Annotated in this window: 16 protein-coding genes; 8 read left to right on the forward strand and 8 right to left on the reverse strand. The window is 45.5% G+C overall.

Annotated elements, in window-relative coordinates:
- Nucleotides 1–102: 102 nt before the first annotated feature.
- The 5 genes from KO537_RS17795 to KO537_RS17815 form a co-directional block, all read right to left on the reverse strand.
- A complete protein-coding gene (locus KO537_RS17795) occupies nucleotides 103–2,157 on the reverse strand; it encodes a TonB-dependent receptor (RefSeq protein WP_219235184.1) in 2,055 nt (684 codons plus the stop codon).
- 164 nt (nucleotides 2,158–2,321) lie between these two features.
- Nucleotides 2,322–2,831 (reverse strand): S-ribosylhomocysteine lyase, encoded by a 510-nt coding sequence (gene luxS, locus KO537_RS17800; RefSeq protein WP_028761570.1) that lies wholly within the window; start codon nucleotides 2,829–2,831, stop codon nucleotides 2,322–2,324.
- A gap of 167 nt (nucleotides 2,832–2,998) precedes the next feature.
- The gene (gene dctP / locus KO537_RS17805) at nucleotides 2,999–4,117 is read right to left on the reverse strand and encodes a TRAP transporter substrate-binding protein DctP (RefSeq protein ID WP_113939872.1); all 1,119 of its coding nucleotides are present in this window, start codon (nucleotides 4,115–4,117) and stop codon (nucleotides 2,999–3,001) included.
- A gap of 232 nt (nucleotides 4,118–4,349) precedes the next feature.
- Nucleotides 4,350–4,670 (reverse strand): BolA/IbaG family iron-sulfur metabolism protein, encoded by a 321-nt coding sequence (locus tag KO537_RS17810; RefSeq protein ID WP_173246445.1) that lies wholly within the window; start codon nucleotides 4,668–4,670, stop codon nucleotides 4,350–4,352.
- A gap of 151 nt (nucleotides 4,671–4,821) precedes the next feature.
- Nucleotides 4,822–5,436, reverse strand: coding sequence for an alpha-ketoglutarate-dependent dioxygenase AlkB (locus KO537_RS17815; RefSeq protein ID WP_219235186.1), 615 nt, complete (start codon nucleotides 5,434–5,436; stop codon nucleotides 4,822–4,824).
- An 83-nt stretch (nucleotides 5,437–5,519) separates the two neighbouring features.
- Between KO537_RS17815 and KO537_RS17820 the strand changes: the two genes are divergently transcribed.
- Nucleotides 5,520–6,656, forward strand: a complete 1,137-nt coding sequence (locus KO537_RS17820) for a methyltransferase (protein WP_219235188.1) — start codon at nucleotides 5,520–5,522, stop codon at nucleotides 6,654–6,656.
- Nucleotides 6,657–6,868: 212 nt separating this feature from the next.
- Nucleotides 6,869–10,111: a DUF2339 domain-containing protein gene (locus tag KO537_RS17825; RefSeq protein ID WP_219235190.1), complete on the forward strand. Its 3,243-nt coding sequence runs from the start codon at nucleotides 6,869–6,871 to the stop codon at nucleotides 10,109–10,111.
- 120 nt (nucleotides 10,112–10,231) lie between these two features.
- Here the strand turns inward: KO537_RS17825 and KO537_RS17830 are convergent, their stop codons facing one another.
- Nucleotides 10,232–11,530, reverse strand: a complete 1,299-nt coding sequence (locus tag KO537_RS17830) for an aminotransferase class I/II-fold pyridoxal phosphate-dependent enzyme (protein ID WP_168824957.1) — start codon at nucleotides 11,528–11,530, stop codon at nucleotides 10,232–10,234.
- Between the two features lie 123 nt (nucleotides 11,531–11,653).
- Nucleotides 11,654–13,093, reverse strand: a complete 1,440-nt coding sequence (locus KO537_RS17835; protein ID WP_219235192.1) for a PLP-dependent aminotransferase family protein — start codon at nucleotides 13,091–13,093, stop codon at nucleotides 11,654–11,656.
- Nucleotides 13,094–13,251: 158 nt separating this feature from the next.
- Here KO537_RS17835 and KO537_RS17840 point away from each other — a divergent pair, with 158 nt between their 5' ends.
- From KO537_RS17840 to KO537_RS17855, 4 genes are all read left to right on the forward strand, one after another.
- The gene (locus tag KO537_RS17840; RefSeq protein WP_219235194.1) at nucleotides 13,252–14,586 is read left to right on the forward strand and encodes a cytochrome ubiquinol oxidase subunit I; all 1,335 of its coding nucleotides are present in this window, start codon (nucleotides 13,252–13,254) and stop codon (nucleotides 14,584–14,586) included.
- 50 nt (nucleotides 14,587–14,636) lie between these two features.
- Nucleotides 14,637–15,644 carry a cytochrome d ubiquinol oxidase subunit II gene (cydB, locus tag KO537_RS17845; RefSeq protein WP_219235196.1) on the forward strand — a complete coding sequence of 336 codons (1,008 nt, stop codon included), beginning with the start codon at nucleotides 14,637–14,639 and terminating at the stop codon, nucleotides 15,642–15,644.
- A gap of 101 nt (nucleotides 15,645–15,745) precedes the next feature.
- Nucleotides 15,746–15,880, forward strand: coding sequence for a DUF2474 domain-containing protein (locus KO537_RS17850; protein WP_105250029.1), 135 nt, complete (start codon nucleotides 15,746–15,748; stop codon nucleotides 15,878–15,880).
- 623 nt (nucleotides 15,881–16,503) lie between these two features.
- Nucleotides 16,504–16,908, forward strand: a complete 405-nt coding sequence (locus KO537_RS17855) for a GreA/GreB family elongation factor (RefSeq protein WP_173496927.1) — start codon at nucleotides 16,504–16,506, stop codon at nucleotides 16,906–16,908.
- 773 nt (nucleotides 16,909–17,681) lie between these two features.
- Here KO537_RS17855 and KO537_RS17860 read toward each other — a convergent pair.
- Nucleotides 17,682–18,458 (reverse strand): helix-turn-helix transcriptional regulator, encoded by a 777-nt coding sequence (locus KO537_RS17860; protein WP_219235199.1) that lies wholly within the window; start codon nucleotides 18,456–18,458, stop codon nucleotides 17,682–17,684.
- A gap of 212 nt (nucleotides 18,459–18,670) precedes the next feature.
- Here KO537_RS17860 and KO537_RS17865 point away from each other — a divergent pair, with 212 nt between their 5' ends.
- Together KO537_RS17865 and KO537_RS17870 are read left to right on the forward strand one after the other, a co-directional pair.
- Nucleotides 18,671–19,561, forward strand: a complete 891-nt coding sequence (locus tag KO537_RS17865) for a DMT family transporter (protein WP_173496926.1) — start codon at nucleotides 18,671–18,673, stop codon at nucleotides 19,559–19,561.
- 153 nt (nucleotides 19,562–19,714) lie between these two features.
- Nucleotides 19,715–21,346, forward strand: a complete 1,632-nt coding sequence (locus KO537_RS17870) for a methyl-accepting chemotaxis protein (RefSeq protein WP_173496925.1) — start codon at nucleotides 19,715–19,717, stop codon at nucleotides 21,344–21,346.
- Nucleotides 21,347–21,460: the final 114 nt, after the last annotated feature.

Consider the following 21,460-nt stretch of genomic DNA (forward strand, 5'->3'; position numbering starts at 1 on the left):
TAAAGATTTAATTTAGCAAAAAGTCGAAACGTCCACTAAACGCAGCCGAAATCGATCTTATTTGTTTCAATTGATTTAAATTCAAACAAAATAAAACTCAATTTAAAAGCGCCATTGATAACCTAAATAGCTAATACGTCCATTTTCCGATCGAATTCCGCTATTTGATGCTGTCGTAACTAATGACTCATCTAAGAGATTTTCTACCCTAAAATAAATCTCATGGTGGCGATCAAAATGATAATTCGCCGCTAAATCTACCCGCCATTGTACTGCGATAGGCTGTAATTCAGCGCCAAATTGGCCCATTTCCCGCTCGGATTGATAAAAGACATTTGCATTCAATTCATATTCGGCATATTTCATTCCAGCACTAAAATGCAATTGCTGCTCAGGTAACCAAGCCACTCTATCACCAGCCACAACGCAACCTTGGATTTCGTTACAGCTATTGGTTTGATATTCCGAATTCGAATATTGATAATTTAAGACTAATGGTAACTGTACACTACCGATATCCCACTGGTAGCCAAGATTCAGCTCAACTCCTTTGGTCAGCACATCCACGACATTGCCTTGAACCCACAAACGACTGTCGGCGCATTGGGTATACGCATCGCAATTGACATGAAGATTATCAAAATCTTGGACATAAGTTTTGATGCCTCCAGTAAAACGCTCACTGGCATATTGGGCACTGACTTGATATTGCAATGATACTTGCGCCTCTTTCTCAAGATTCCCCGCACTTGCGGCGGTCCATGAGCGGCGAATATCCGTACTAAAGCGCCAATCTCCAGCATCATATAAAACACCGAGTTGTGGCATCCAATCGCTGTCGGAGAAATCAGCCGCATCCAGTCCTACATAAGCTAAATCGACCTTGCGATTGACGCTCACTTGTTCATAGGCAAGCGCGAGCTTTATCTGTAATTCGTCCCAATTAAACAAAGAATCGATTGCCGAAGTAAATGCTGTTGCATCGTCGGTATAGGCCAATAATGCATTTTGTGCATCACTCACTAAACTCAAGTCCTGCTGCCATAGACTCTGTTGATCGCCAAGGCGCATCTCGGCTTTATCCGTATGATAACGGGCGCTATAGATAATTTGATGGGCACCATACTGATTCACTGATTCAGTTTGTGCCCCAAAGGAGCTGAAATCATTGTCTTGTTGTAAAGAAGCCAGTGAGACGCCATCGACTGTCGGCTGACGTTCAAATGCGGCCAACGCAGCAAGACTCTGGGCATCGAGCATCTGCGCATCAAATTGATTGAGTTGGTTTAATTGCTGCGAATAAGACTGGTAGTAAAAGTCTGTGGTGACCTTATGCCCACCATTGAGCGTAACTTGGTGAGACAGTTGGTACTTATGATGTCGCCCCTGATGTTTATCCGCCGCAGTGGCCGAATACAAACTCATAGGATCTTGTTGCCAATCGGCCTGTGTTAACCCAAGCTGAGAGCGATAACTATCATCATCGAGGAACTGGTAAGTAAACTCAGTCACCTGTGGACTTCTGGCGCCGAGTAAACTCGCGGCGTTGATTTTAAATAAGATGTCTGTCGTTTGATGGTCTGTGTCTTGACCATTGAGCAAGTGATCGGCGCCGCTATTATCTGCATAATTAACCGCGAGTATCATGCCATACTCTTTTTGCTTCACTCCCCAATTCATATCGACACTGTAGTCTGAATCGGTATTACCCTCGAGAGTCGCCTTACTATTCTCGGTCTGCTCAGCAACAGGTAAGGTTTGATAACTCACCACCCCAAACGCACCTTGCCCACCGACAGCCATATTTGCCATCGGGGTGGCAGTAACACTCTGTTGTTGCAGCAGATTAGGTAAGAGTTGTAATTGCGGTGCCGAATACGGCGCAGGGGAGAAATACACTCTATCTTGCAATACGGCCACGCCTTGAGTCGCGCTACGCATGCTGATGCTCGCGGGATTTCCACTCAGATCCGCAGGTAAAACCGTCAAAGCCGTCAATTGACCTAACGCTAAACGATTAGACGTTGAATGAAATGTGCCATTGAGCTTGTTCAATTCAAGCATTTGACTGTGAAGATCATCGGCGAACGTTGTGCTAGAACAGGCAAGAGATACAGAAATTGCACAAAGTGATACAGTGAAGTAACGACTAGGCATACCAAGCTCCCAAAAACTTTGTTAGCGTACGGTGTTTTTGTTATTAACTTGTAAAATAGCTGAGTTTACTTGAAAAAAAAAGCGACTCTCGTCGCTTTCTCTTATTTACTTCAGGAAACTGAATTTACTAAAGAAGCACTCTCATACTATAAGAGTGCGAACAATTACAGGTTACCTAGAATTTCATCGCTTAATTTTAGATCGTCATTACGATTAACACTTACGCCTGCCGCAATAATATTACGGGCGATATCTTGTGCTTGCTCTAATGAATGCATCTCATACGTACCACATTGGTATTCGTTCAGCTCAGGGATTTCAGACTGCTCAACCACTTTAAGCACATCTTCCATCGCGGCTAACCACGCATCGGCCACTTGTCGCTCTGTGGGTTCACCAATCAAACTCATATAAAAACCGGTACGACATCCCATTGGCGAAATATCAATGATCTCGACATCGCTGCCATTTAAATGGTCACGCATAAAACCCGCGAACAAATGCTCTAGAGTATGAATACCACGCTCACTGAGGATCTCTTTATTCGGTGCGCAAAAACGTAAATCAAATACAGTAATGGCATCGCCCTTTGGCGTGCTCATATGCTTAGCGATACGAACCGCAGGGGCATTCATCCGAGTATGGTCGACGGTAAAGCTATCAAGTAATGGCATAGGGATCTCCAAATTCTCAGGGCGACATCAACGCCACTGTAACTGTCTATTTATGGCTTGCAAGCATAACACCAAATGAATTACGCCGATAACAAGATAATCTAAGATGAAATCATCTCATATAAATCAGATGCTAATGTGACAGTTTGCAGTAAAGAAACCATCATTTAGTGTTGACGCTGTTGACTGTAAGCATCCTCAGATATTTTATGGTACTGACGCACACCTTGCTCATACGCGTGATAAGCATCGTACACCTTTCGCATTAAGGGATCTTGATTCGCTTGATCTTCAATCACTTGTTTGGAGATTTTCTCAAGCTCCAACAACACGTTCGGTGGAAACGCTTTAAGCTCCACACCTTCGTCCTTCACTAACGTTTCAAGGGCGGTCACGTTACGGGTCGTGTATTCATCGAGCATATCTTGGTTAATGGCTCTCGCAGCAACTCTGACTATAGCCTGTAAATCCTCAGGTAAACTCTCAAAGGCAGCGGTATTAATTAAGAATTCCATATTTGAACCTGGCTCATGCCAACCAGGGTAATAGTAGTACTTAGCCACTTTATGTAAACCGAAGGCAAGATCATTAACTGGCCCTACCCACTCTGCGGCATCAATCGCCCCCGTTTGCAATGCACCATAAAGTTCACGCCCCGCCATGTTTACAGGTACAGCACCAACGCGTTTCAACACTTCACCACCTAAGCCCGGCATGCGGACCTTCAATCCCTTAAAATCAGCAATAGTATTGATGGGTTTATTAAACCAGCCACCCATTTGCATCCCAGTATTGCCACCTGCGAGGGGGATAATCCCAAAGGGTTGATACACTTCAGTCCACAGCTCCATACCACCGCCATAGTGAAGCCAGCCATTTATTTCCTGCGCGGTCATCCCAAAGGGGATCGATGAAAAAAACTGCGCTGCGGGCGCTTTTCCTCTCCAGTAGAAAGAAGCGGAGTGGGCCATTTGAATTTTACCCTGACTCACACCATCAAATACGGCAAAAGCGGGCATCAACTCACCCGCACCATAAACGCTAATCTTTAACCGACCGTTAGACATTTCATCGACTAAATGCGCAAAACGCTCAGGAGCCATGCCTAAACCGGGGAAGTTTTTCGGCCAAGAGGTCGCAAGACGCCATTCAATGGCAGGTAAAGCGTGGGGAACATCAGTTGCGGCATGGGAAGCGGCTACGCTTTGCGCATCACTGGAGACGGGGTTACAACCGCTCAGTCCCATCAGCAGCACTGAGATAAACAAACTCCCTAACTTACGCATTTTTAATAGTCTCCCTGATGTCAAACGAGCACATGGATCCAACTGACATGGAAATACACTCAGGATGGGTATCGACAATCACATCGCCCAACCTCTTAAAATAAAACATATTGTTAACACAGAAACTAAGGTAGGGAAACTCAAAAATAGTCTTAAGTTGGTCTAAAACAAAAAGCCACTCTATGAAGAGTGGCCTTGAAATCTAAGCTAAACAGTATTGCTGAGCGATTAATTAACCGCGACAATTTGGCGTATTAGGTACTTGTGCATTCGCATCCCACTCATTTTGAGTGAAAGTATGAATAGACAAAGCATGCACGCCATTGGCTAACTCATAGGCTAAGTGAGTGTTGACCAATCGATGACGGGCTAATAAACGTAAGCCATCAAACTGCTCGCTTACCAGCACAACTTTAAAGTGGGTTTCTGAATTCGGTGGTACATGGTGACGATTACTTTCGTTAATCACTTCTAAATGGGTCGGCGAGAAGCATTCGGTTAATTTCTGCGAAATAGTGTTAGCCACAGTGCCCTGCACATGAGTATTGGACATATTCGAGTCTCAGAATGGGAAAATCCAGTTGCCGCAGAGTACTGCTTCAAATTGAAAAGATCAAATTCACGCTTTCAATTTGTTGATGCCCCACCACTTTATATCAGCCATATTTCGCAGTGCTTCACCATAGACAGTTAGCGGGAGGCAATTAACCATGGAAATTAACGATGAGTTGTCTAAAGGTATAGTTCCAACGCGGCTCTTTTACTTTCAAACGTTTAGGTAAACTGTGTAACCAGTCACTTTGCATAGGCCAGTGCATGATCAGTAGATCGCCACTGTGCAAACTTATGCTGTACTTGGTTTGGCTGTGCTTATGCTTAAGCACAAAATCCCGCGTGGCGCCTAAGGTAATAGAAGCAATATGACTCCCCTGAGCAATTTCAGGTTCATCATCACTGTGGGCGCCCATACAATCTTTACCATCGGCGTAGCGATTCACTAATACCCCATTGCTCTCCAAACCATAATCCCGCGCTAACTTATCCCTCAACTTGTGAGCATATTTAGGCCAAGATAAGGCGCGGATAAACAGTCCTGAATATAAATAGTCGCAGCCCAAATCGCCAAACCACACTTGCTGGCGAGGAATCGCGTGAAGCTGACCAAAGACTTGGATTTCAGGGCGATTTAAGGGATAGGTCAGCGCTTCTTTCATTAGCGCCGCTTGCTGCTCAGCATTAAGATAACCCCGCACTAAGGTGATGGGCGGTTTAATTTGAGCATCACCCTCTGTATCAAACCCTAACTTACCTTGCTGCATTGACGTCCTCCATGTGAGCCGTCGCACTGCGCCATGAAATCTGCGATAATCTGCGCCTTAAATTTATTGGCGCAGTGTGGCACATGACAACACAATTTTCAGTAGCGGGTGTTGAACTCGAACTCTTACGGTATCCAGCTCAGCAGGAATCTAATCTTCAAGCTTGGGATGCCGCCGATGAACACTTACTCAAAAGCCTTATTGAGTCAGAGCAAGCCGCCGTGCCAACCGCCATTATCAACGACAGTTTCGGCGCTTTAAGCTGCGGTTTATCTAAATTGCATCCAAGTTGGCCACTGTGTGTTGAAACCGATGCCAGAACCAGCTTTTTAGGCACAGAACAAAACCATGGCCGCAATCAGTTGCCAATGGATAATCTGCAATGGTTTACCAGCCGCGATACCTTGCCAGAAAATTTAGCCTTAGTATTGATGAAGTTGCCTAAGAACTTAAGCTACTTTGCTCACCAGCTAACGCGCTTGTCGCAAGTGTTACCCGCAGGCACTCGTGTATTAGTGGCCGCCAAATCCAAATCGATTAATGGCGCCTTACTCGACATCTTTGCTAAGCATTTAGGCCCCGCAAGCGCCAGTTTAGCGTGGAAAAACACGCGAGTGATCACCTGTGTCAGTGATGGCAAACCAAGACCATTAGCCAAAGAAGTGACTTGGGCCGTACCCGAATATCAACTTGAGATCAGCAATTTAAGTAATGTGTTTGCCGCCAACAAACTCGATATTGGCGCACGCATCATGCTAGAGAATCTGCCCAAAGGGGATTTTAAGTCGATTGTTGATCTCGGCTGTGGCAATGGCGTGCTGGGGTTACGCACCGCCCAGTTATTCCCAGAGGCTGACATTCACTTTATCGACGATTCTGAAATGGCAGTCGCATCAGCCAAGGCAAACTGGGCACGCAACCAATTGCCCGCAGACAAAGGCCACTTCTATTGGGACGATTGCATGACGCATCTGCCAGAAGAAGTGCAACCGGATCTGGTGCTGTGTAATCCGCCGTTTCATCAAGGTGAAGCCATAACCGATCATATCGCTTGGCAGATGTTTTTAGATGCTCGCCGCCGCTTGAAAGAGGGGGGGATCTTACATATCGTCGGTAACCGTCATCTGGCTTACCATGTAAAATTACAGCGCTTATTTAAGAACTGCACCACAGTCGCCTCCAACGGTAAATTTGTGATCCTGCAAGCACAGAAAAAATAACCTCATCGAAATTGACACGTTAAATGAGAGCCAGCAATGTTTGGCTCTTTTTTATACAGGGCTCTTTTTATGCTGAGCAATGACATGTTGGAAAAATCGCAGTCGGAGATTTCCTAAAAATCAACAACAACTAGCCGAAAAATACACATACAAGTACACTTCTTGCCGACAAAGGTTTATGAGTTAAGCACTTAAACACTTAGGAATGAGATATGCCGTTAAAGGATGACGTTGCCCAACTAAAAGCTGAGCTGGCACAGTTACAATCGCTGTATTTATCGCAGCAATCTTCGCTCGGTCGTCAATTAGCAGCATTCTCCACTAAGCTCGAGACCTTAAGTCAGCAAATTGCGGCTGAAGACGCCGCTGAAACCACTCTGAATATGGCAGCGAGTGCTTCATCGATTGCATCTGTGCTCACCGCCGCCGATAACGCGCCTACATTAACCTATGCGGCACAAACACCAACCCTTGAGTCTACTCCCGTAGAGCCAGCCCCTGCAGAATCCAACCCATGGCAGCAAGGCCCTATACCAACAGAATCTTGGCAAGAAGACCCTTGGCAAAGAAAAACGAAAAATACCTCGACGGAACAAGCCGCTAAAACCGAACACCTTATTCAAGCACAAAATCAACAGCTGAGTGATGAAGTCAAATTGCAGGCAAGCGTGCAAGCGGCGAGTCAATTTGATGAGTTGTTATCCCAAGGACTCGCGGCCGTCATGGCACCCTTTGCGGCAGTCAACGAGCAAGTCAAATCTTTCTACCATCATTATCAGGCTAAGGGATTAGGACCTGTCTTTTTAATGACTGTCGCAGGGATCATCACCCTGACCTTAGGCTTTGGTTATTTACTGCAATATTCAATCAACCATTGGTTTTCAGAACTTGGCAAAGCGCTACTCGGGTTTGCCAGCGCAAACGCTATCATAGCCGGCGGGATTTTTATTCGCCAAAAACGCGCGGGCATGGCGGATTTTGGCTCAGGTATTGTCGGACTCGGACTCATACTTAATTATCTCTGCGCGTACTTTATTGGGCCGTATTTTGAGTTAATTCCCAATAGCGCGAGTTTTATCTTACTGTTATTGATCACTTTGGCGGGTTATGGCCTGTCGATGCGCTTAGATGCCAAAGTGATCGCCGTGATCGCCTTAGTCGGTGGCTCAACCGCACCTATGATGCTGTTATCCCAAAGCTATGCGCCGCTATTGTATCTGCCTTATTTACTGCTTATTGGTGCAGGCGCCCTTGCCCAGAGTCGCAAACTTAAGTGGCCGCTGCTACTGGAAATCACCGCCCTGTTGCACATAGGCTGCATCGAAACTTTTAGCCATTTCATTGAATTGCCACTCAGGGATTTTGGCGGCATCAGTCTGCTGGCGCTTATCAGTATTAATGCAACCTTTTATCTCTACGGCATCACCAGCCTACTATTTACCAAGCCGTTTACCCATCATGATGAAAAACATAATGCACTGAGCCATCGCATACTCGCCCTACCGATAGCATTGCTCGCCTTTGTGTTATTAGAGTTAACGCAATTTACTGAGTTCGCAGGAGAAATTTTTGCAATCAACGCTCTGATTTGCGCGGCCCTCTATTGGAAACTAACTTGGAAGCGCACAGGCAACCTAGAAAAAGCCCGCAGCGGCTTATTGTTAGTCTTTGCAGGGAGTTTTGCAGGATTTGCCGCACTGTATTTACTCAGCCACAATTTCCTTGGATTAGTATTACTGCTCGAAGCCTTATTACTGTTGTGGATTGGCACCAAAGAAGAACTGATTTCCGTTCGCGCCGAAGCCTATGTATTGCTGCTGATGGGATTAGGGCTCAATGCGTCTAGTGTACTGACGGGCATGAGCCTTTTAGAATCAAGCTTTATCGATGGGGCGCCAATTTCTCCCTTGTCAGCTTTTGGCTTTCCACTGTTAGCACTGGCCTTAAGTTGCGCCGCCTTAGTCTTAGTGATTCAGCTATTAACACTCCATCATGCATTGCTTTCGACCCTAGAAAGTCAGCTAAACAGAGTGTTAAAAGAGCTATTAAGCGGTTTTTATGTGGCGACAATTATCCTCGCGGCTTACCTTTTGAGCAGCGATTACTACCTCGCCATCTTGCCACTCGTCAGCCTATTACTGCTGTATTTGAGCGCAAAGGACAGACTCGTTATCAGCGAGTTTGCTGCTTGGCTCTTACTATTGCCGCTGCTGTTTAAGGTTGTTGAAGGCATAACGCTCACAGGCAGTTTTAGCTTTAGTGCCCAACCGCTTATGGCAAAACTGGCACGGTTTGAGTTATTTACCGCCCTACTCTTGGCCCATTATTGGTATCGTCGCCACTATAAAGATGCCTTATTTGCCAAAGCCGCTTATACGATGCAAATCTTCTGCTATTTGCTGCTGCCGCTTATTCTGCTGCCCAAAGTCATCCGCAACCATTGGGAATATACCGCTATTGCACTCTGGCTGAGCACCTTTATGAGCCTAGGTTTAGCCTACTTTGTTAAACATAAGAGTTTGAACATAGAAGCCAAAATCCTCACTTGGCTAGCGGTTCTGATGACAGCCTCGCTATGCCTTATTCACGCTTGGCAAGGACTCGCGGCGCTAGCCGTTGGCGCCCTGTTTATGGGCTTCACACTGCTTCGTTATCGCCAATTACCCGAGCATTGGCGCCCCTTGCTGCAACTACAATGGCAATTGAGCCCTTATTACTTTGCACTGGTATTGGCCGTGATCGTTTATGGTTTTAATCATTCTGAGCTAGTAGGAATAGCCATGACAGCATTAGCCTTAAGTGGTTATTTTGCATTGCTAATCCAAAGAGGTTTAAGCCTGAGAGGTGTAAGTCAGGCATCTGTAGGCCAAACCTCATATAGCGCAAAATTCCCCCTCGCAGCCGAAATCCAAGCCGCAATAAAGGAAAGCTATCATCTCGCCTATGGCCTAACGTTAGGCTTAGCCCTGTTGCCCATCATGTTCCATTTTGAGCTAACACTCGGGCTTAATCGTGATAATGCCTCGTTTGTGTTAATCGAGTTTTTATCACTGGCACTCCTAGCAAGGCTTATCTTGCAGCACGGTGCAGCAATACGCTTGCATAGACGCATCTTACCTTTACAAGGACTTAAGTGGGGTTGGCATCTGTTACTCGCCTTGAGTTACTTTATGTGGAGTTATAGCTTCGATAACATGATTGCCGCCCCACTCAGCGCGATTTTATTGGTTATCCATGGCAGTGTGTTGATGTTTATCAGCTTAAAACCACAAAATGCCGATATGATCCGCCTCGCTGCTGGGCTATTTACCTTATCGACGCTTAAAGTGCTATTACTGGATATGGCTTCATTCGAGCTAGTACAAAAGGTGATTGCCTTTATGCTGATCGGGGTTATTTTACTGACAGTTTCTTACTTCTATCAAAAGGCGAGAAATCGACTGCAGCAAGATTAACATCGTTTTTAAAGCACTAAAAAAGCCGCCATCAAATTGAATCGATGGCGGCTTTTTACTGTTAACGATTTAATAAAGCGATGAGGTATCGGCTATTTAATATGGACTATTCGATACGAGCTATTTGCTCGCCAGTGCCTTATCGAGCGCCTGCGCCACATCGTTAATGATGTCGTCGATATGCTCAATCCCAACCGAGATACGGATAAGATCCTCTGACACACCCGCCCTTGCGAGTTCATCGGCATCGAGTTGTCTGTGCGTAGTGCTCGCAGGGTGGCAGGCCAAGGATTTCGCATCCCCAATGTTCACTAAACGCAGGATCATCTGCAGTGCATCGATAAAACGTCCGCCAGCAAGCTTACCTTCTTCTGCTGTGACCGCTTTAATCCCAAAGCTGATTATCCCAGAAGCTTTTCCGCCAGTGATCTTGTGGCAATTATCCTGATAAGGGCTGCTCGGCAAGGCGCCGTAGTTCACCCAACTGACCGCAGGATGCAACACTAAATACTCGGCTAATGCTAGCGCATTCGAGCAATGGCGCTCCATTCTAAGGCTTAAGGTTTCAAGGCCTTGCAACAGTAAAAATGCACTGTGCGGTGACAGTGCGGCGCCGGTATTACGCAGCGGTACCACACGGCAACGGCCAATAAATGCCGCAGGGCCAAAGGCTTCGGTGTAGACCACGCCGTGGTAGGAAGGATCGGCTTGGTTAAGTAAGGCAAATCTTTCCTTATTCGCCACCCAATCGAACTTGCCTGAATCGATAATCACGCCGCCAATCGTTGTGCCATGGCCACCAATATATTTAGTTAAAGAGTGAATAACGATATCGGCGCCATGCTCAAAGGGGCGACATAACACTGGAGTCGCGACCGTATTATCGACAATTAAAGGCACGCCATGCTTATGGGCAATCTCGGCTAAACGTTGTAAATCGACAATATTGCCCGCGGGATTACCAATAGATTCACAGAACAAGGCCTTAGTTTTATCGTCGATCAGCTCATCGAGGCCTTCAAAATCATCGAAGGCCGCCATGCGCACTTCAACGCCTTGGCGCGGCAATGTATGGGCAAACAGATTATAAGTGCCGCCATAGAGCTGACTGGTGCTGACGATGTTATCGCCAACTTGAGTCAGGGCTTGAATCGCATAGGTAATCGCCGCCATACCCGATGCTACGGCCAGCGCACCTATGCCGCCTTCAATGGCCGCCAGACGTTGCTCTAGCACGCTAGTAGTAGGATTCATTATCCGAGTATAAATATTACCAGCGACTTTTAAGTCAAATAAATCAGCACCATGCTGGGTATCATCGAAGGTATAAGAGGTCGTTTGATAGATAGGTACTGCGGCCGCCTTCGTGGTCGCTTCTGACTCATAACCATGGTGTAATGCCAGTGACTCTAATTTCATTTTCCCTTCCTTATCCGTAGCAGCCCAGTATTCAATCGACATTGAGAATTGCACAAGATTTGTGCATGCTCAACAAGCTAACAGATAGACATCTAGAAGTCTAAAACTTTTTAGCCACAGCCTTTAACTTCGGCGCGAATAGTTACGGATAAGTTCGGCCAGCACCACGACCGCAGAGACTATCTCTGGCGAGCACTCGTATGAGGCATTCAAACGCATAAAATGGCGGAATTCGACCTGATTACTAAAGAGATTTCCGGGTGCAATACTGATCCCACGCTCAATCGCCTGATAATAAATTTGTGTAGCGTCCATGTGTAATGGCAGCGCTAACCAGAGAAAATAGCCGCCCTGCGCGAAGTTGACCCCCACAGATTCGGGCAGATGCGCGCACAATAATTGATACATGGCCAATTTACGGCTGGCTAACTTTTTACGTAACTGTTTCAAATGCCGTTCATATTGCGCCGACTGAATAAAATCAGCGATGGCGAGCTGCATCGGCGCACTAGTCGATAACGTCGACATGACTTGTAAGCGTTGTAACTGCGGAGCATGGCATCCCGCCGCTACCCAGCCGACACGATAACCAGCAATCAAAGACTTAGAAAATGAGCCACAGTGCAACACCCGTCCTTCGGTATCGAAGGCTTTTACTGGCCTTGGCGCGCTGGAGTCGACATAGAGTTCTTGATAAACATCATCCTCAATCAGACTGACCTTATGCTCGTTTAGTAGCTGATAAAGCGCCTGTTTTTTAGCATCCGATAAGCTGCAACCTAAGGGATTTTGATGTTGGCTCATCAACCAGCAGGCTTTCACTGGATAGGTTTTTAATACTTCTGCCAGCGCCTCGAGATCAATCCCCTGTTGTGGATCGGTCGCGACCGCAATGGCCTTAAGCTTAAGCCGCTCAATCGCTTGCATCGCACCATAAAAGGTCGGTGATTCAATGACAACCCAATCCCCCGCTTGAGTCAGCGTCGCTAAACTCAAGTTGAGCGCCTCCATGGCACCCGAGGTAATGATGATTTCGTCGGGCGAAATGCTCATGCCCAATTTGGCATAACGTTGGGAAATAGCCTTACGCAATCCCGCATTTCCTGGCGGTAAATTATCGGCGGCAAAAGAAGGTGACATGTGCCGAGTCACCTTAACCAAAGATCGCGCCAGTGCTTGTTGTGGGAATAAACTAGGATCGGGAAATCCTGAGCCAAAGGGCACTATATCCGCCTGCTTTGAAGCCTGCAGAACATTGAATACAAACTCATTAATATCCACGCTATCGGAAAGATAAATCGGCTTTTGTCGCTCGGGATAACGAAAGGCTTCTCCCTGCCGCGCGATTAATTCCGGCTTTGGCGCCACTAAATAGCCAGACTTAGCCTGCGCCGAGATCACGCCTTGGCTTTCCAATAACTGATAGGCATTGAGCACTGTCATCAGACTCAAGCCCGAATCGGCCACAGTTTGGCGCAGCGACGGCAACTTGTCCCCCGCCTGCCAGACACCTTGGGCTATTCGTGTCTTTAATTCCTGCGCTAACTGCTCATACTTCGCCATCTGTTATAGCCAATCCAAGATATTCTGTGTCTGTTATAGCTAGCATATCCCATGGTCTAATAGCACACAAGCTTTCACCGTCAAGCCAATTTAGGGTTCAGTGAACGCGACTAGAACAATGCCTTTGTAACGAGAAATGCCTATCGCTCGAGGAAATTATGTTTGATTTTGATGCCACAGTACTCGCTAGGATCCAATTTGCTTTTACCATCTCTTTTCACATTATTTTCCCTGCCATCACTATCGGCCTCGCCACCTATCTAGCAGTATTAGAAGGTTTATGGCTGAAAACAGCGAATGAGGTTTACCAACAACTCTATCAATTTTGGTCGAAGATTTTTGCCATAAACTTTGGCATGGGCGTGGTCTCGGGCATAGTGATGGCCTACCAATTTGGTACCCATTGGAGCGCTTTTTCGGCCTTCGCGGGCAGCGTGACTGGGCCGCTACTCACCTATGAAGTGCTTACCGCCTTCTTCCTCGAAGCGGGTTTTCTGGGGGTCATGCTATTTGGTCAGCAGAAGGTAGGCAAAAACCTGCATTTCTTCGCCACTTGTATGGTCGCCACGGGCACGATTATCTCAACCTTCTGGATCTTAGCTTCAAACAGCTGGATGCAGACGCCCCAAGGTTTTGAAATCGTGAACAATCGCGTTATTCCAGTGGATTGGTTTCAGATAGTGTTTAACCCTTCATTTCCCTATCGTTTAGCCCATATGACAGTGGCGGCCTTTATTTCATCGGCTTTCTTTGTGGGCGCATCGGCGGCTTGGCACTTACTCAAAGGAAACGACACGCCCGCGATCCGTAAAATGTTGTCTATGGCGATGTGGATGGCGTTAATTGTCGCGCCGCTGCAAGCGGTAATTGGTGATTTTCACGGCTTAAATACCCTTGAATATCAACCTGTAAAAGTCGCGGCGATAGAAGGCCATTGGCGTAATGAGGGTGACAAACCCACACCGCTTATCTTGTTTGCCATTCCTGATATGGACGCAGAGAAAAACCACTTCAGCCTTGAAATCCCAGGGCTGGCGAGCCTGATCTTACAGCATGATTTAAGCAAACAAGTGCCAGCCTTGACTGAGTATCCCGCCGAGGACAGACCCAATGTGTTGTTAGTGTTCTGGAGTTTTAGGCTCATGGTTGGCTTAGGCTTATTGATGATTTTTGCTGGACTGTGGAGTGCTTATCTCAGGTGCAAAGGCAGCCTCTACAGCAACAAACACTTTCTGCGATTTGTACTCGTGCTCGGCCCCGCCGGATTGCTCGCCACACTAGCGGGTTGGTTTACCACCGAGCTTGGCCGTCAACCTTGGGTGATCCAAGGATTGATGCGCACGCAGGATGCCGTGTCTTCCCACAGCGTTACCCACCTAAGTATCAGCCTAGGGATTTTTATCGTCAGTTACTGTGGCATCTTTGGCGTTGGTTATCGCTATATGATGCGACTCATCCGCAAAGGGCCAGATAGCGCAGCAACAAGCCATTAATTTTAATCTAGTTTTACTTATTCAATCTAAAACATATTTAAGGGCTCACCATGGAATTCGATCTACCCTTGATTTGGTTCGGGATCATCATTTTTGCCACCTTAATGTATATCGTGATGGATGGCTTTGATCTCGGCATCGGCATACTGTTTCCCTTTATTCACGATGAGGACGACAGGGATATTATGGTCAATACCGTCGCCCCTGTTTGGGATGGTAATGAAACCTGGTTAGTGCTTGGCGGCGCCAGCCTGCTCGGTGCATTTCCCCTCGCCTATGCCATAGTGCTCGAAGCGCTAACCATACCGCTGCTCATCATGCTGCTGGCATTGATTTTTCGCGGCGTGGCATTTGAGTTTAGATTTAAGTCGGGCGCAGAAGCTAAACCATTCTGGGATAAAGCGTTTATGTTCGGTTCTATCACGGCCACCTTTTCACAGGGCGCAGTGCTGGGGGCGTTTATCTCCGGCATTTCGGTGAGTAACCAACAATTTAGCGGCGGTAGTTTCGATTGGTTAACGCCCTTCTCACTTTTCTGCGGTTTTGGCCTTATGCTGGCCTATGCTCTGCTCGGCGCAACTTGGTTAGTAAAAAAATGCCAAGGCGAGCTTAAAACGACCATGCAACAACTCGGCAGAGCACTGACCTTATGCCTGTTGATAACCATAGGTTTAGTCAGTTTATGGACGCCTTTTGTGCAACCCAATATTGCCCTGCGCTGGTTTAGTTTACCGAATTTATTCTACTTCGCCCCAGTGCCAATACTGGTATTAGCCTGCAGTTGGGCCTTGATAAAATCCCTAAATCGTGATGATAACTATCAGCCATTTCTACTCACTCTAGGGCTGATTTTCTTAGGATTTAGTGGCTTAGGGATCAGCATCTGGCCACACATTATTCCACCCAACATCAGCCTTTGGCAGGCAGCAGCCCCCGACAGCAGTCTAAGCTTTATGCTCGTCGGCGCCCTGATGATCATCCCGCTGATTTTGGTTTATACCTTTTGGAGCTACTACGTGTTCCGCGGCAAAGTAACCAAGGATGCTGGCTATCACTAGCCATGACTCAGGTAAAAGAGGCTTCCCACAACACGACTGAAGCTAACTTGGCTTAGGTCGCTGATTCACCTTAGATGACTTTACATATGCAGGAGATCAACATGACGACCCAAACGAAATCCCTCGCCTATCGACTCGGCTGGTTAGTGCTGATTTGGTGTACAAGCGTAAGCTGTCTGTTCCTCGTCTCTATGTGTATCAAAATACTTTTAAAAGGTGCGGGCTTAACAACCTAAGTAAATATTAACTTTAGAAGCTTATATTAAGGCTTAATTCAGTTAGTGCCCATAGCATCTAGCGACAATGCACTAGAACATTCAATGGTTGAATTAATTTGGCTTTCAGTTCCGCCAAATTAACAAGTGCTCAGTTTACTTTACGAGTGCTAGCATTAAATTGACGAAGACTAGCCTCAATGTAGCAAAGTTAAAACTATGTTAAATCTAGCTTTGCTGTTATCAGTATATTCAGCAAGATTAGCTTAGTTAGGCTTGCTTTATATTTTTACTTGACCTATGGTATCAGCCAAGCAATTACTTATTTAGTTAATGGCAAGATTTAGTTAACAGCAAGGCCGATATACTAAATCGATATACAAAAAATAAATAATCAATCGAATATCAACTTTTGACTGGAGATGTAACACTATGTTTAGCACTGCATTTTCATCACTATTTTCCCATGTGTTAGCTAACACATCTAGTTCAGTAAGCTCAATCCGCCTCTCGCTCAAATTCCCAGTCTAAGCCGAGCGTCACTCGCGCTCGGCAGAATTATAACTTCTTGTGAAATAAGCACAGAGTAATACTCATTTTAATTTCTATGCTTATATTTTAACTTTGTTATTTCAGAGGCGGCAATGGCATATTCTTTTTTTAGTGGTCTTTTCCAGAATTTTATTCTAAAAACTGAAACCTATTATTTACAAAACAGTTTTAATGCCTCTCTACGCCCAACGGCTTTGGCAGGCGTGATTAGTAAGCTTGAGCAGCTAAAGTATGATACGACGAGTGATAAAGTGACTGTGGGACGGGAAATTCACTTAGTTAATCTGCAGGATCAGCAAGAGTACCAAATTGAACTCGTGTATCCACCAAGGCATAAACCCAGTGCAGGACGTTTCTCTGTCATATCAGATTTAGGCGTCAGCTTACTTGGGTTATCAAAGGGCGAACTGGCAGAGGTGAGCATTTTAGGCAAACCAGTTCTGTTTATGATTAAAGATGTCAGTTTAACGAAAAAACAACTTAAAAAGTCTGTATAGAAAAAATCATTTGGGCATACTTTTTGTAAATGGCTATTGAGTATTGCTACTTGACAATATTTCATAAAATTTTAAAGCTATGATTATTAGGCTGTAAGCATTTTAAAATAAAGCATGTTCAATTCAGTGGCAACATGCTTTGAACTCGCTATTAGCGGCGGCTTATAGCGGCATTTTCAACATAATATAATAAGAGGGAATGTTATTTTGAAGTCATTAACTGGCCGCGATATTTATTAAAGAGACACTTTAGATAAGTTTAACACTGCAATTAACGACTCTTTGCAACTATTTACGTATAAGTCATGGCAGCGCTTTAGAGTAAACAGCAAAGGGGTTAAGAGGTTTAGCACGGCGCCTCAATCGTTAAATTTATTTTTATACTCTTTATAAATAAACCGTCTCAATTAAAGCCTGAAATAAAAATTGAGCCCAACTATCGAAACCGATTTGCGGCGCGGGTTCGGATAGTAACCTTCACTTTGGAGTTTATATCTATGAGTAAAGAAAAAAACAAAAAACCGCCAATGAAAACCTTAAAAGAGAAGCGTCAAGATAAACGGAACCGCCAAAAGGCTTCCGACTAACTTATCTAACTCTGTAAAAAACCTTAAATCCTCTCTTTAAATAGGCCGAAAATAGGGTGTTAATACTTTAGCACCCTATCTTATTTCACAGTTTACCCCAATATTTTTAGTGCATCATCTAGCGCGACTTTCGCATAAGATCTCATCATCTCGCCTTTATTAAGCCTTGCTCCATCAGCCACTCAATCACAATCGGCGGCGATACTGCTCAGGTGAGCACTGAGCATATTTTTTAAACATCACGATATAAGGCGAAGTTTGGTTATAGCCGAGCGTCAATGCCACTTCTTTGATCGCAAGCCCCTGACGTAATAGTTGTAAGGAATAGATAAACTTATGCCTTTGTCTTAGCTCAGTAAAACTAATCCCCAGAACCTCTTGGCAGCGACGAGCTAAGGTACGCTCTGTGGTATGTAATTCACTGGCCCAAGATTTAAAGGTTTTCGAACTCACAGGGTCGGCTTCAAGTGCCAGCAACAACGGCTGTAACAGTTTATCTGAAACGGTGGGCAGAAATTGCGGTAGAGCTTTACCCAAGGTCAGCTGATCGAGTAAAACCTCAACCAGTCGCTTATCCGCCGCAGTGTCTGCCACAGTGACTTGCCGTTCCCGCAGATCGTTCACGATCGATTGGGCAATGGATGTTACGGCTAACAAACAGGTCTCTATGGGAAAAGCCGCAGCCCGCTCGGCAACTATATTCATCGAGCAATAATGAATACTGCGCCGAGTATAACTTTCATGTTCTATCCCCGCAGGAACCCAAATCGCATATTGTGACGGCGATAAAAACCGTTGCCCTGCAGCATGTAACTCCATAATTCCACCGCTGATTAACTGCAGTTGCCCCCAAACATGTTGATGTTTTGGCGTTACCGTATTTGGTAGGAAAGCTTCATAGTTGAAGAAGATATCTGCAGCAGGCTCTTGCTCTGCTGTGAGCGGATGGTAAACCGTGCGCATTTTGATGCCCTCAAAGCTATGGTGGTCCAAAAACTCAAACGAAATCGCTAACCCAGATTACGCTTGTCCGTAGAGGAACTGACCTTGTCTGATAAGCGATATTTATATCATAACCGACCATGGATAATAGCCACTAATCTATTATCTGGATGCTTAAGTGATAAGCCATAAGCTAAGGCCTGTCACTTTAGCCAGTACCTAAAGGCAAGACCATGCTGTATTTGTTCCCCTTGTTAGCCGTATTAATTTGGGCAGGCAATTCGATAGTCAACAAGCTCTCATTTGGGATTATCGATCCTGAAGCCATAGCGTTTTACCGTTGGTTTTTCGCTATGTTATTGTTAACCCCCTTTGTCGCAAATCGCGTCTGGCAAAAACGCCAAGTGATACTACCTTTGTTACCTAAGTTCGCTACTTTGGCTTTGTTAGGTATGGTGCTAAACCAAAGTCTGGCCTATTTTGCAGCGGCTACCACCACGGCAACAAATATGGCATTAATCACCTCTCTCGTGCCTATGATCAGTCTGTTTTTAGCCGTGCCATTACTCAAGCAAAAATTATCACCGTTAGCCTTTGGTGGCACCTTAATCTCGCTATTTGGATTGATTTTTATGCTCAGTCACGGCGATATGATGAACCTTGCCATCGGCGTGACTCAAGGTGATTTACTGTTGCTCTTTAGCGCCTTTGTATATGCACTCTATGGTGTATTACTGAAACGCTGGCAACTGCCACTGCCGACTTGGGAATCGGTTTATATTCAAGGACTCATAGCCGTATTCATGCTGACGCCACTGCTGTTTACGAGTCCCAGCATAGCGATCAGTGTCCAATCAGCACCACTGATACTTTACGCTGCTATCGCTGCCTCACTTTTAGCGCCGTGGGCTTGGATCAATGGCATAAGCAAACTCGGCGCCGATCGCACCAGTGTATTCTTTAATTTAATGCCTATTATTGCGGCGATACTGGCGGCCATCATCCTAGATGAAACCTTAGCCATTTATCATTATATTGGCGGTTCTATGGTCATTATTGGCGTCATGCTAGTGCAGATAAAACCTAAGCCTAAAGTCATCTCTACCCTAGCTTGTCCTGAATAATACAAAGTAATGCGTCAACGCCTTGGTAACAGTGACCAAGGCGGTTTCGCTTATTTCAATGCGTACAAAATCCCATCGCAATCTGCTGCACGCAAAGGCAATTCTATAAATAACGGCTAAGCTATTTATTAAGTTATTAATGGAGATCGTCCTATGTTTAACAGTATTCGCGTTAAGTTTTCACTGATGTTTGCCATTATGGCGACAGCCCTCATTGTCATGGCGGTCACCGATGCTATGCAAAGCCGTGCCACTGTGAAACAGATGCAGGAATTTAGTCAGTTATTTAATCCCGCAATTTCGGCAATTCTCAATGCAGATCGCGATCTTTACCAAGCACAGCTCAGTGAAGAAGTGTTACTCAGGGAAGAATTATCTGCCGATAATCGCAAGAGTGAGATTGATAACTGGCAAGAGAATGTCGATCAAGCCCGTGACAGAATGGGCGAATTTAAAAAAATCCTTACAGATCACCTGCAAGTACTGCAATCAACCAATGGCTTTGAGGCGCAGTTTTCGCTCTGGTATCAAGCCTCATCAGAGGTCATTAATGCCGTTAAAAGTAATGATTTTGAACGCGCGAAACAACTCCACGAAACCAAATCCAAGCAAGAATTTAAGGCATTAAGAGATATCTACAATGCCGCGGGCGAAGCCGCCGATAACAGAGTAAAAGAGCTAGATTTACAAGCAACGGAACAGGCAACCACCCAAACCCAAATATCCTTAACGATAGCAAGCTTAGTCGCCATTGTGGCGCTGTTGATTGCCTACTTCGGACCTAAAATCATAGTCAATGCAATTGAAGATATCACTAGCAGGATCAATGACATTGTCGATGGTGACGGTAACTTAACCCAAAGGATCCCTATCACACGTCAGGATGAAATCGGCGAGCTCGCCCATGCATTTAACTTATTTGTAGAGCAGCTACAGCAAATGGTCATCTCGATTATTGGTCAAACTAAAGATGTGAGCCAAACCGTTGAAAGCCTTGCAACTAAGTCAGCTACCACAATCAACATCAGCCATGAACAAGAGCAGTTTGTCGATACCATTGTCACAGCAGTGAATGAAATGAGTGCAGCCGTAAGAGAAGTCGCCAGTAACGCTCTTCATACTGCCACCGAAATCACTAAGGTGAATGACCAAACAGTAGAGGGTAAGAATATCCTCGCCCAGTCCGTTAATCATATTCAGCAACTGTCTGAATCAGTTAAAAATGCCGTGACTGTTATTGAAAAACTTTCAGTCAATTCTGCCAATATTGCCTCAGTGCTTGATGTGATCCGCTCAATCGCTGAGCAAACTAACCTCCTTGCCCTTAACGCGGCCATTGAAGCGGCGCGCGCTGGCGAACAGGGCCGCGGCTTTGCCGTAGTCGCAGATGAAGTACGTACACTGGCGAGTCGTACCGAAACCTCAACCCAAGATATTCAGCGCATGATTGAAGAGTTGCAACGCGGTGTAAATGATGCGGTTAAAAGCATTGAATCGGGAGCTAGCCTGACCACATCAACCGTCACCCTCGCCAGCCAGACCCAAGATGCATTAGATGAAATTCTAAACTCCACTTCTAAGGTCAGTGAGATGTCCACTCAAACGGCGACTGCCACCGAAGAGCAAACCCATGTGACCGAAGAAATTAATCGTAACTTGACCGAATTATCCGATAAAACAAGATACTGCAACTTAGTGATCCAAGAAACGCAGCAAATAGTCGTCAACACTAAAGCCATTTGCAGCAACCTACAAAAAGAAGTTGCGCGATTTAAAGTCGCTTAAGATAAATGACTAACGACACATGGTGAGCGATAAGCTATTGAAACGAAAAGAGTGCCCAATGTAGGAACTCTTTTTAATGGAAATAATACCAAGAAAAGCTTGAAGACAATAAAA

Source organism: Shewanella sp. NKUCC01_JLK, assembly GCF_019345615.1.
In the GTDB taxonomy this organism is placed as follows: Bacteria; Pseudomonadota; Gammaproteobacteria; order Enterobacterales; family Shewanellaceae; genus Shewanella; species Shewanella oncorhynchi.